This is a genomic window from Streptomyces sp. NPDC020362 (assembly GCF_040642095.1).
Taxonomy (GTDB): Bacteria; Actinomycetota; Actinomycetes; order Streptomycetales; family Streptomycetaceae; genus Streptomyces.
The window spans coordinates 107,207-118,873 of the sequence record NZ_JBFAET010000009.1 but is presented as its reverse complement, the minus strand read 5'-3'; the positions used below and the strand labels follow the sequence as shown (position 1 = coordinate 118,873).

Sequence of the window (11,667 nt, the reverse complement as noted above, 5' to 3'; positions counted from 1 at the left end):
GGGGGGGGCGGCCCCCCCCCGCGGGGGGGCGCCCACACCGCCCCGCCCCCCCCCCGCCCCTGCCGGGGCGCTTTCCCTCACCGGGTACTACCAGGCGAAGGCCTCCGGGGAGGGGCCCGGGCCCGGGAAGATCTCGTCGAGGCCCGTCAGCAGCTCTTCGCCCAGCTCCAGATCGACCGCCCGCAGTGCGGACTGAAGCTGCCCGGCCGTGCGCGGGCCGACGATCGGGCCGGTCACGCCGGGTCGGGTGAGCAGCCAGGCCAGGGCGGCCTCACCGGGCTCCACGCCGTGCTTGTCGAGCAGGTCCTCGTACGCCTGGATCTGCGCGCGGGCGGTGGGGTCGGCGAGGGTGTCGGCGGCCCGGCCGGAGGCACGACGCCCGCCCTGCACCTCCTTCTTGATCACGCCGCCGAGCAGGCCTCCGTGCAGCGGCGACCACGGGATGACCCCGAGGCCGTAGTCCTGCGCGGCCGGGATGACCTCCATCTCGGCACGGCGCTCGGCGAGGTTGTACAGGCACTGCTCGCTGACCAGCCCGATGGTGCCGTCACGGCGGGCGGCGATCTCATTGGCCTGGGCGATCTTGTAACCCGGGAAGTTGGAGGAGCCGACGTACAGGATCTTCCCCTGCTGGATCAGTACGTCGACGGCCTGCCAGATCTCCTCGAAGGGAGTGTTCCGGTCGATGTGGTGGAACTGGTACAGGTCGATGTAGTCGGTCTGCAGCCGCTTCAGGCTGGCGTCCACGGCCCGCCGGATGTTGAGCGCGGAGAGCTTGTCGTGGTTGGGCCAGGGGTCGCCCTCGGCAGCCATGTTGCCGTACACCTTGGTGGCGAGGACGACCTTGTCCCGCCGGTCGCCGCCCTTGGCGAACCAGTTGCCGATGATCGATTCCGTACGGCCCTTGTTCTCGCCCCAGCCGTACACGTTGGCGGTGTCGAAGAAGTTGATGCCCGCGTCCAGCGCCGCGTCCATGATCGCGTGACTGTCGGCCTCGTCGGTCTGCGGGCCGAAGTTCATGGTGCCGAGGACGAGTCGGCTGACCTTGAGTCCCGTGCGTCCTAGCTGCGTGTACTTCATGGTCCACCAGCCAACGGCTTGGAGTGCGCTCTATGCAAGCAACTCAGTCGCGGGGGAAGTCGCCGGTCGCGAGGATGAGGTCGACCTTTGTGCCGGTCAGGTCGATGTCGGTGCCGAAGTCCACCTGCGTCCGGTTCTCGTAGTCGCCGTCCTTGGGGTCGGTGTAGACGTAGCAGCGGCCCTGGTAGGGATCGGCGATGACATAGACGGGGACCTCGGCCTCGGCGTAGGCGATCTTCTTCGGGCCGTAGTCGTTCTGGGCCGTCCCCTGGGAGATGACCTCGGCGACGAATTCGACGTCCTGGTAGCGCCAGTGGCCTTTGTCGTCCTTCTTCGCCGAGTCGCTGAGCTTGGCGACGTCGGGACAGAAGCCGTTCTCATGGCCCGGGAAGTCGATGCGGACGTCCGAGAACACCTTGTCCATCCCGAACTTGGCCGCGACAGCCCCCGCGATCCGGAAGATGATGCTCCAGTGAGTGCCCCGCTGCGGCGTCATATGGACGTTGCCCCCGACGATCTCGACCCTGAATCCTTCGGGGACGGGCATCCGCTCAAGGCGCTCGAACCACTCGTCCAAACGTGCGGTGTTGGCGTCGGCGTCGGCCATCTCGATCCTGTCTTCGAGGACGGTCATCGTGGCGCTCCTCCCCGGCTGCCCCACGGAAGAGTGCAGCCGCGCAGTACAACGATACGCACAGTGACCGGGAGACGCCGGGATCAAGTCAACTTGTTCCAGCCGCGTACGGTTGTCCGACCCCCCACGCCTCGTACATCGCCCCCGCGAACGCCCCCGCGATCCGGTGCTCCCCGCTCATGTTGGGATGCGTCCCGTCGTAGGTGTCGGCGTCGATGTCGTACGACTCCGGCGGCGATGCGAGCAGGATCGGCGAGCGCGGCTCGTCCAGGTCGGCCACCGCCTTCGCGAGCAGGACGTTGAACCGGTCCACCTGCTCGGCGAAGGGTGCGTCCGCGTGGGCGCGGATGTTCGGGATCACGGGGAGCAGGACCATGCGGATGCGCGGCGACGCTTCCCGGGCGGCCGCGACGAAGGCCCGTACGTTCTCCGCCGTCTGCTCGGCGTTGGTGTAGAAGCCCAGGTCGATCAGGCCGAGGGAGACGAGCAGGACGCCGGGCCGGTGCTTCCGTACCGCCTCGCCGATCAGCGGCGCCATGTGCATCCAGCCCTCGCCCCAGCCGGCCAGGTGCGACCGGGGGAACTCCGGTTCGGCATACGCGTACGACGTGGGCGCCTCGGCCGCCTTGTCGTACAGCTCCTCGCGCGGGCCGACGAAGGTGAACGGGCCGGCGTACGCCTCGCACAGATGCCGCCACAGCCGGTAACGCCACGTGTGTTCGCCCGCGCTCCCGATCGTCATGGAGTCACCTACGGGCATGAACCTGAGCATCCGCTCATGATGGACGATCACGCGCGCGTGTGGGGTGTGAGGCCCGCCACGCTCCGTGAACCACCGCAAGCAATGGCACGCTTGATGCATGCGTCGACCGTTCGCCCTGCTCGCCGGGGTCCTGCTCGCGGGTGCCTGCGCGCTGCCCGCCTCCGCCGCCGACAGCGGCAGTACCGGTGACCAGGGGTTCACCATCAAGGACCCGAGGATCACCGAGTCCAGCGGGCTGGCCGCCTCCACGCTGCACCCCGGCATCTACTGGACGCACAACGACAGCGACGACGGGCCGTACATCTACGCCGTGGACAGCAGGACGGGCAGGACGGTCGCCACGCTGACGCTGAGCGGGATCGGCTCCCCGCGCGACGTCGAGGCCATCTCCATCGGGCCGGACCACCAGATCTACGTCGGAGACATCGGCGACAACCTCGGCGGCAAGTGGCCGTACGTGTGGATCTACCGGCTGCCCGAACCGAAGGTGCTCAAGGACCAGACGGTCAGGGCCACCCAGTACGTCGTGAAGTACTCCGACGGGCCGCGGAACGCCGAGTCGCTCCTCGTCCATCCCCGGACCGGGCGCGTGTACATCATCGACAAGAACGAGGACGGCGGGCATCTGTACGAGGGGCCCGCGACCCTGTCCGCCTCCGGCGCGAACATCTTCAAGCCCGTCGCCACCGTCGACCTCTGGGCCACCGACGCAGCCTTCTCGCCGAACGGCCGGCAGCTCGCCGTGCGGGGGTACTTCGGCGGCATCTACTACGACTGGAACGGCGGGAGCATCAAGCGCAGGGGGCGGCTCGACGTGCCTCTGCAGGGGCAGGGGGAGTCCGTCTCGTACTCGCCCGACGGCACCAAGCTCATGTACGGCAGCGAGGGGGCCGGCAGTTCGGTCGAGGCCAAGGACGCGCCGGACGGGGCCTCGACGGGCAAGGCGCCCTCGGGCGGCGGCAGTTCCGCTTCCGGGGCGGGCAACGGCGCCACGGTCAGCGGGAGTTTCACGGTCGGCGCGGTCGTCGTCGCCGTCGGGGCCGCGGCTCTCCTCGGACTGCGGCGAATGCGGCGACGGGGCTGAACGCCTCGCCGCAGAGCTCAATGAACAAGAGGGCGCCCGGAGTCGGCACCGGGCGCCCTCGTGCTCGTACCTGAAACGTCCGAGAGGTCAGAGCTTCTCGATGACGTAGTCGATGCACTTGGTCAGGGCCTCGACGTCCGCCGGGTCGATCGCCGGGAACATGGCGACACGGAGCTGGTTGCGGCCGAGCTTGCGGTAGGGCTCGGTGTCCACGACGCCGTTGGCGCGGAGGACCTTGGCGACGGCAGCGGCGTCGATCTCGTCGGAGAAGTCGATGGTGCCGATGACCTGGGAGCGCTTGGCCGGGTCCGTGACGAACGGGGTGGCGTACTTGGACTCGTCCGCCCAGGTGTACAGGCGGGTCGAGGAGTCCTTGGTGCGGCCGGTGGAGAAGGTCAGGCCGCCCTGGCCGTTGAGCCACTCCAGCTGCTGGTTCAGCAGGAAGAGGGTGGCGAGGGCCGGGGTGTTGTACGTCTGGTTCTTGCGGGAGTTGTCGATCGCCGTGGGGAGGCTGAAGAACTCCGGGACGTGGCGGCCGGATGCGTGGATGCGTTCGGCGCGCTCGACGGCGGCGGGGGAGAAGACGGCGATCCACAGGCCGCCGTCGGCGGCGAAGGACTTCTGCGGGGCGAAGTAGTAGACGTCGGTCTCGGCGACGTCGACCGGGAGGCCGCCCGCGCCGGAGGTGGCGTCCACGAGGACCAGCGCGCCCTCGTCGGCGCCGGCCACGCGCTTGACCGGCATGGCGACACCGGTGGAGGTCTCGTTGTGGGTGAGGGCGTAGACGTCGACGCCGGCCTCGGCCCGTGCGTCGGGGTGGGTGCCCGGGTCCGAGGAGATGACGGTCGGTTCGGCCAGCCAGGGAGCGAGCTTGGCGGCCTTGGCGAACTTCGAGGAGAACTCGCCGAAGGTGAGGTGCTGGGACTTGTTCTCGATCAGTCCGGCGGTGGCGATGTCCCAGAAGGCGGTCGAGCCACCGTTGCCGAGGACGACCTCGTAGCCCTCGGGGAGGGAGAACAGGGAGCTGATGCCTTCGCGGACCTGGCCCACCAGGTTCTTGACGGGGGCCTGGCGGTGGGAGGTGCCGAGCAGGGAGCTTCCGGTGGCGGCGAGCGCGTCGAGCGCCTGGGTGCGCACCTTGGAGGGGCCTGCGCCGAAGCGTCCGTCGGCGGGCTTGATGTCAGCGGGAATCTGGATGTCGGCCACGAGTCGGAGAGTATCCGCTAGACGAAACGGGACGGAACCATGTCCGTCCGATGAGACGAGATCGCCGAGCCCTGGACCATGTGAGGTTGTACGACAACATGTGCGGGGCTGTGGAAAACTCACGGTGACTGTGCGTGAGCGGATGCATCCTGGACGCATGACGGATCTCTCGGGCCTCGAGGCGGAGCTGCGCGGGGTCGTCCGGGGTGAGGTCGGCTTCGATGTCACCGCCCGGGCGCTCGTGACCATGGACGCGTCCAACTACCGGCGTGTCCCGGCGGGGGTGGTGGCCCCGCGGGACGCGGACGACGTGGCGGCGGTGCTGGAGGTGTGCCGCGCACGCGGGGTGCCGGTGGTGGCGCGCGGCGGGGGCACGTCGATCGCGGGACAGGCGACCGGCACGGGCGTGGTGCTGGACTTCACCAGGCACATGAACGGGCTGCCGGAGCTGGACCCGGGCACCCGCACGGCCGTCGTCCAGCCGGGGCTCGTCCTCGACCGCCTCCAGGAGGCCGCCGCGCCGCACGGTCTGCGCTTCGGCCCCGACCCGTCCACCCACAGCCGGTGCACGCTCGGCGGAATGATCGGCAACAACTCGTGCGGCTCGCACTCGGTCGCCTGGGGGACCACGGCGGACAGCGTCCGCGAGCTGTCCGTCATCACCGCGCGCGGGCAGCGGCTGCGGCTCGGGACGGAGTGGGCCGGCGCCCCGGACGGGCTGCGCGCCCTGGTGGAGGGCGACCTGGCCCGTCTGCGCACCGGCTTCCCCGACCTGCCCCGCCGCATCTCCGGATACGCCCTCGACGCCCTGCTGCCCGAGAAGGGCGCCGATGTCGCCCGCTCCTTCTGCGGCTCGGAAGGCACCCTCGGGATCCTGACCGAGGCGGTCGTGGGGCTGGTGGAGGCGCCACGCGCGCGTGCCCTCGCGGTACTGGCGTACGGCGACGAGAGCGGCGCCGCCGAAGCCGCCGCCGGACTCCTGCCGCTCGGCCCGCTGACGGTGGAGGGCATGGCGGCCGACCTGGTGCGCTCGCCGGCCGGGCTGCCGAACGGCGGTGCCTGGCTGTTCGTGGAGACCGGCGGACAGACGGCGGCCGAGGCACGCGCGCGTGCGGAGGCGATCGTCCGCGCGGCCGACGTCGTCGACTCCCTCGTGGTGACGGACGCGGCGGCCCAGCGGGCCCTGTGGCGCACCCGCGAGGACGCGAGCGGTACGGCGACCCGCATGCCCGACGGCACCGAAGCCTGGCCCGGGTGGGAGGACTGCGCGGTGCCGCCCGCCCGGCTCGGCCCGTATCTGCGCGACTTCCGCGCCCTGCTCGCCGCCCACGGCCTGCGCGGCACTCCGTACGGCCACTTCGGAGACGGCTGCATCCACGTCCGCATCGACTTCGACCTGCTCACCGAGGCGGGCATCAGCCGCTTCCGGCGCTTCTCCGAGGAACTGGCCGACCTGGTCGTCGCCCACGGCGGCTCGCTGTCGGGGGAGCACGGCGACGGCCAGGCCCGCGCGGAGCTGCTGCCGCGTATGTACGGCGACGAGACGGTGCGGCTCTTCGAGCGTGCCAAGGCGCTCTGGGACCCCGACGACCTGCTCAACCCCGGCATGCTGGTCCGCCCGGCCCCGCTCGACGCCGATCTGCGCTTCTCCGTCCTGCCCCGCCGCCCGGTGGACGTGGCCTTCGGCTATCCGGCCGACGGCGGCGACTTCCGCGCGGCCGTCCGCCGCTGCGTCGGCGTCGCCAAGTGCCGTACGAGCACGGCGGCCGGGCCCGCCGTGATGTGTCCCTCCTTCCGGGCGACCGGCGAGGAGGAGCACTCCACGCGCGGGCGGGCCCGGCTGTTGCACGAGATGCTGGCCGGCGAGCTGGTCACCGACGGCTGGCGCTCGACGGAGGTCCGGGACGCGCTGGACCTGTGCCTGTCCTGCAAAGGCTGCCGCTCGGACTGCCCGGTCGGCGTCGACATGGCCACCTACAAGGCCGAGTTCCTGCACCACCACTACGCGGGCCGGCGCCGCCCGGCCGCCCACTACGCGATGGGGTGGCTGCCGGTATGGCTGCGCTGGGTGGCACGGACGCGTACCGCCCCGCTCCTCAACGGGCTCGCGGCCGTGGGGCTGTTCGCGCGGGCGGGGAAGCGGCTGGGCGGGATCGCGCCGCAGCGGGAGATCCCCCGGGTGGCGCCGGAGACGTTCAGCCGCTGGTGGCGACGGCGGCAGCGGCGCACCACGGGAGAGCTGCTCGTCCTGTGGCCCGACACCTTCACCGAGCACCTCTCGCCCTCGGTCGGACAGGCGGCCGTACGGGTGCTGGAGGACGCCGGACTCAGGGTGGAGCTGCCGCCGTCCCGGCCGTTCGGTGGCCAGGTCTGCTGCGGCCTGACCTACGTCTCCACCGGCCAGCTCGACCGGGCCCGTGCGGTTCTGCGCCGCACACTGGATCTGATGGAGCCGGTACTGCGCAGAGGCGCTCCGGTCGTCGTCCTGGAGCCGAGCTGTGCGGCGGCCCTCCGTGGCGACCTTCCGGAGCTGCTGCACGACGACCCGCGCGCGGCCCGGCTGGCCTCGGCGGTCCTCACCTTCGCCGAGGCACTCGAGCAGCACGCGCCCGGCTGGACCCCGCCCGCCGTGGACCGCCCGGTCGCCGGGCAGACCCACTGCCACCAGCACGCGGTCCTCGGCGACAGCGCCGATCGCGCCCTGCGCGCCGCCGCCGGCCTGACCGGCGAGCTGAGCGGCGGCTGCTGCGGCCTCGCGGGCAACTTCGGCTTCGAACAGGGGCACTTCGAGGTGTCGAAGTCCTGCGCGCAGGAGCAGCTCCTGCCGTCGGTACGGGCTGCGTCCGAGGGCACGGTGGTCCTGGCGGACGGCTTCTCGTGCAGGACCCAGCTGGAGCAGCTGGCCGGGGTGCGGGGGCGGCATCTGGCTCAGGTGCTGGCGGAGGCGCTGGAGACACCGGGAAGGGGGACGGGGGCCGGGAAGTGAGCGAGGAATACGACCGGTTGGCGGTCCTTTCGGACAACCGTGGGTGCGCACCGCCGCGTGCGCCTGTCCCGGTCACCGTGTCCACCTGTCCGGAGGCCGCCGCGTGGGCCTGCAGGCCATTACCGGCCGGGCCGTCTGCCGCCTCGCCTCCCGTGTGACGGAAACGCAGGTGCCGGCGGCGTTCGTCCCGAGGAGCGGGAGGGGCCCACCTTTTTAGAGTGAGGGGATCAGCGACCTCGAAGGAGTCCCGCGCATGACCTTCACACTGCGTCCCATCAGCCGTGCCGAGCATCTGGCCTTCGTGGCCTCGCTGCCCTCGGCCAGCCACATGCAGCTGCCGTCGTGGGGCGATGTGAAGCCCGACTGGCAGGCGGAGAGCCTGGGCTGGTTCGACGGGACGGGGCGGCTGGCCGGTGTCGGGCTGGTACTGCTGCGGCCGTTGCCGAAGGTGAAGCGCTATCTGGCGTATCTGCCCGAAGGGCCCGTCATCGACTGGCACACGCCGGACCTGGAGCGCTGGCTGGAGCCGATGCTTGCGTATCTGAAGCGCCGGGGTGCCTTCTCGGTGAAGATGGGGCCGCCCGTCGTGGCCCGGCGGTGGAGTCCCGCGGCGGTCAAGGCCGCGATCGCCGACCCGGGCGCGCACCGGCTGGGGGACGTGGAGGCGACGTCGTACGAGCCGGGTGCCGGGCAACTCGCCGAGCGGCTGCGCAGCCTGGGCTGGCGGCAGGCCGAGCCGGGCGGCGAGGAGGGCTTCGCCGCCGGTCAGCCCCGGTACGTGTGTCAGATTCCGTTCGCCGGACGATCGTTGGAGGACATCCACCAAGGGCTCAACCAGCAGTGGCGGCGCAACATCAAGAAGGCCCACAGGGCGGGCGTGAAGGTCGTACGCGGGGGCTACGAGGACCTGCCGGCCTTCTACGGCCTGTATGCCGAGACCGCCGAGCGCGACCGGTTCATCCCGCGCCCGCTGCCGTACTTCCAGCGCATGTGGACGGCACTGGCGGCCGAACACCCCGACCGGATGCGCCTGTACCTCGCCCACCACGAGGGTGACGTCCTCGCCGCCGCCACCATGCTGGTCGTAGGCGGCCACGTGTGGTACTCCTACGGCGCCTCCACCGGCCGAAAGCGCGAGGTCCAGCCCAACAACGCCATGCAGTGGCGGATGATGGCCGACGCCCATGAACTCGGCGCCCATGTCTACGACTTCCGGGGCATCACCGACACCCTGGAGGAGTCCAACCATCTGCTCGGGCTGCTCCGCTTCAAGGTGGGCGCGGGCGGCGAGGCCGTGGAGTACCTGGGCGAGTGGGACTTCCCGCTGAACCGGCTGCTGCACAAGGCGCTCGACGTCTACATGGCCCGCCGCTGAGCACGCTCACGTAATTCCCAGGTATTCCAAGGGCAGTCACAGAGCACCTGTGTAGCTTCCTCGGTGTCGGGAGCCGGACACGGAATTCCCGGACCGAAGAACTACGAGAAAACAGGAGTAGGAATGAGCTTCAAGAAGCTTGCCCCGCTGCCCCCCAAGCCCAAGTCGAAGCAGCTTCCTCCGCCGCCGAAGCCGAAGCCGAGGAAGCACGCGCCGAAGCCGCTGCCCAAGCCGCTGCCCGGCCAGGGCCACTGATCCAGGGCTGAGGGGAAAGGGGCCGACGGTGCACCGTCGGCCCCTTTGCATGTTCGCCCAGGAAGTTCAGGAAGCTGATCCGGGAGGGATCCGAAAGCTGATCCGGAAGGCATCCGGACGGGGTTCGGAGGGGATTCTGAAGGGAATTCGTGATGGATGACGAGGACGGCGCACTCGCGTACGACACTCCTGGCATTTCGGCCCGCACCGCGTTCCGCCGTTTCTGGCCGCTGACCAGAGGACTGCGTCGCCTGCTGCTCCTCGTCTGGGTGTGCACGGTGATCGCCGCGCTCGCCGAGACCGAGGCCATCCTGCTCTTCGGCGACCTGACCGACCACGCCCTGCAGCAGGGTTCGCTCGGCGCGTTCTGGGCTCCGGCCGTCAAGTGGCTGGGCATCGCCGTGGTCGGCGCACTGGTCGCGTACGCGGGCAACTCCCTGGCCGCGTGGGTGACCGAGCGGTTCGTGATGCGGCTGCGCGAGCACGTCTTCGACCACGTCCAGCAGCTGCCCCCGCACTTCTTCCAGCGCCACCGCCAGGGCGATCTGCTCTCCCGCCTGACCGGCGACGTCGAGGCGATCGAGACGATGGTCGTCTCCGGTCTGGTGGGCGCCGCGTCGGCCGCCTTCTCCGCCCTCTTCTATGCGGCCGCCGCGTTCTGGCTGCGCTGGGACCTGGCCGCCGCCACCTTCGTCCTCGCACCCCTGTTCTGGCTGGCCGCGCGTCGCTTCTCCGGCTCCATCAAGGACGTGTCCCGCGAGGGCCGGGTCGCCGACGGCGCGATCACCTCCGTCGTCGAGGAGTCCCTCGGCAACATCGTGCTCACCCAGGCGTACGACCGCCGGGACGCCGAGCGCCGGCGGCTGCGCGAGGAGGCGAACGCCTGGTTCCGTGCCTCGGTCCGCTCCACCCGGCTGAACGAGGCCTACGAGCAGCTCGTCCAGGTCATCGAGACGGTCTGTGTGCTCGCCGTGATCGGCATCGGCGCCTGGGAGATCTCCACCGGCCGGATGACGCTCGGCCAGCTCCTCGCCTTCGCCGCGTTCCTCGGCTACCTCTACCCGCCCGTGCGGGGCCTGGCCCAGCTCGGGCTCACGGTCACCGCGGCCACGGCGGGCGCCGAGCGGCTGATCGAGATCCTGGACGTGAGGCCCTCGGTCACCGACCCCCGGCACGGCACCGGGGCCGGCCGCCCGGACGGCACGGTCGAGGTGCGGGGCGTCTCCTTCCGCTACCCCGGCGCCGACAGGACCGCCCTCGAAGACCTGTCCTTCACCGTCAGCCCCGGTGAACTGGTGATCATCACCGGCCCCAGCGGCGCAGGAAAGTCCACGGTCTCCAAGCTCCTGCTCCGCTTCTACGACCCGGACGCGGGACAGCTGCTCCTGGACGGCGTGCCCCTGCGTGACTTCCCGCTGGCCCGCCTGCGCGAGTACGTGACCCTGCTCCCGCAGGAGACCCTCGTCCTGCACGACACGGTCCGCGCCAACATCGCCTGCGGCCGCCCCGGCGCCAGCGACCAGGCGATCGTGGAGGCGGCACGGGCGGCCGACGCACACGACTTCATCGTCCGTCTCCCCGACGGCTACGACACCAGGGTCGACCCCAACTCGGCCCGGCTGTCCGGCGGCCAGCTCCAGCGTCTGGCCATCGCCCGCGCCATCCTGCGTGACGCACCGGTACTGGTCCTGGACGAACCGACCACCGGCCTGGACGCGATGGCCGCCCGCCGGGTGGTCAAGCCGCTGCGCCGCCTGATGACGGGCCGTACGACGATCATGATCACGCACGACCTCAACCTCGCGCCCGACGCGGACCGCATCCTCGTCGTCGACCGCGGCCGCATCGTCGAGACCGGTCGCCACGAGGAACTGCTCGCGCGGGGCGGGGCCTACGCGCGACTGCACCGCTCGCAGAACAACGCGTCCATGGACACGGGCGAACTGCGGCTGCCGCTGTTCGAGGAGGAGCCCGCACCCGCACCGGTCCAGGTGACGGGGTACGCGCAGACGCCCGGACATGACGGGTCGTACGGACATGACGGCTCGTACGGACACGACGGCTCGTACGGACACGACGGGGCGTACAGCTACGACCCGCACCCGCACGCATACACGACCCAGGCCGCCGCCACACCCGTCGGCCGAGCCGCCCCCCGTGCCACCGCCGCCTGGCCCCGGCCCGTCCACGAGGAGCCGTGGCCGGGTGTCCGGGAGGAGCCGTCGCCCGGTGTCCGGGAGGAGCCGTGGCCCGGTATCTGAGAGGGGTGCATCTCACCATCCAG

General features: G+C 71.0%; 9 protein-coding genes. 5 read left to right on the top strand and 4 right to left on the bottom strand.

Annotated features, from left to right (window positions below; translation table 11 throughout):
- Positions 1–87: 87 nt before the first annotated feature.
- From AB0H32_RS06815 to AB0H32_RS06805, 3 genes are all read right to left on the bottom strand, one after another.
- Positions 88–1,080 carry an aldo/keto reductase gene (locus AB0H32_RS06815; RefSeq protein WP_361115354.1) on the bottom strand — a complete coding sequence of 331 codons (993 nt, stop codon included), beginning with the start codon at positions 1,078–1,080 and terminating at the stop codon, positions 88–90.
- 43 nt (positions 1,081–1,123) lie between these two features.
- Positions 1,124–1,714, bottom strand: a complete 591-nt coding sequence (locus AB0H32_RS06810; protein ID WP_361115351.1) for a Uma2 family endonuclease — start codon at positions 1,712–1,714, stop codon at positions 1,124–1,126.
- An 88-nt stretch (positions 1,715–1,802) separates the two neighbouring features.
- Positions 1,803–2,486: an SGNH/GDSL hydrolase family protein gene (locus AB0H32_RS06805; protein ID WP_361115348.1), complete on the bottom strand. Its 684-nt coding sequence runs from the start codon at positions 2,484–2,486 to the stop codon at positions 1,803–1,805.
- A gap of 88 nt (positions 2,487–2,574) precedes the next feature.
- Between AB0H32_RS06805 and AB0H32_RS06800 the strand changes: the two genes are divergently transcribed.
- Positions 2,575–3,561, top strand: a complete 987-nt coding sequence (locus AB0H32_RS06800; RefSeq protein ID WP_361115345.1) for a WD40 repeat domain-containing protein — start codon at positions 2,575–2,577, stop codon at positions 3,559–3,561.
- An 87-nt stretch (positions 3,562–3,648) separates the two neighbouring features.
- Here the strand turns inward: AB0H32_RS06800 and serC are convergent, their stop codons facing one another.
- On the bottom strand, positions 3,649–4,767 hold the full coding sequence (gene serC, locus AB0H32_RS06795) for a phosphoserine transaminase (RefSeq protein WP_361115342.1): 1,119 nt from the start codon (positions 4,765–4,767) through the stop codon (positions 3,649–3,651).
- 157 nt (positions 4,768–4,924) lie between these two features.
- On the opposite strand from serC, the gene AB0H32_RS06790 reads away from it, so the two are divergent.
- From AB0H32_RS06790 to AB0H32_RS06775, 4 genes are all read left to right on the top strand, one after another.
- Positions 4,925–7,753 (top strand): FAD-binding and (Fe-S)-binding domain-containing protein, encoded by a 2,829-nt coding sequence (locus AB0H32_RS06790; RefSeq protein WP_361115339.1) that lies wholly within the window; start codon positions 4,925–4,927, stop codon positions 7,751–7,753.
- A 253-nt stretch (positions 7,754–8,006) separates the two neighbouring features.
- Positions 8,007–9,128 carry a peptidoglycan bridge formation glycyltransferase FemA/FemB family protein gene (locus AB0H32_RS06785; protein ID WP_361115336.1) on the top strand — a complete coding sequence of 374 codons (1,122 nt, stop codon included), beginning with the start codon at positions 8,007–8,009 and terminating at the stop codon, positions 9,126–9,128.
- Positions 9,129–9,251: 123 nt separating this feature from the next.
- The gene (locus AB0H32_RS06780) at positions 9,252–9,383 is read left to right on the top strand and encodes a hypothetical protein (RefSeq protein ID WP_361115333.1); all 132 of its coding nucleotides are present in this window, start codon (positions 9,252–9,254) and stop codon (positions 9,381–9,383) included.
- Between the two features lie 152 nt (positions 9,384–9,535).
- Positions 9,536–11,644, top strand: coding sequence for an ABC transporter ATP-binding protein (locus AB0H32_RS06775; protein WP_361115330.1), 2,109 nt, complete (start codon positions 9,536–9,538; stop codon positions 11,642–11,644).
- Positions 11,645–11,667: the final 23 nt, after the last annotated feature.

Coding starts and splice junctions, on each gene's coding strand:
- AB0H32_RS06805 (WP_361115348.1), bottom strand. CDS start 2,486: ATGCTCAGGTTCATGCCCGTAGGTGACTCCATGACGATCGGGAGCGCG.
- AB0H32_RS06780 (WP_361115333.1), top strand. CDS start 9,252: ATGAGCTTCAAGAAGCTTGCCCCGCTGCCCCCCAAGCCCAAGTCGAAG.
- AB0H32_RS06790 (WP_361115339.1), top strand. CDS start 4,925: ATGACGGATCTCTCGGGCCTCGAGGCGGAGCTGCGCGGGGTCGTCCGG.
- AB0H32_RS06785 (WP_361115336.1), top strand. CDS start 8,007: ATGACCTTCACACTGCGTCCCATCAGCCGTGCCGAGCATCTGGCCTTC.
- AB0H32_RS06810 (WP_361115351.1), bottom strand. CDS start 1,714: ATGACCGTCCTCGAAGACAGGATCGAGATGGCCGACGCCGACGCCAAC.
- AB0H32_RS06800 (WP_361115345.1), top strand. CDS start 2,575: ATGCGTCGACCGTTCGCCCTGCTCGCCGGGGTCCTGCTCGCGGGTGCC.
- AB0H32_RS06775 (WP_361115330.1), top strand. CDS start 9,536: ATGGATGACGAGGACGGCGCACTCGCGTACGACACTCCTGGCATTTCG.
- AB0H32_RS06815 (WP_361115354.1), bottom strand. CDS start 1,080: ATGAAGTACACGCAGCTAGGACGCACGGGACTCAAGGTCAGCCGACTC.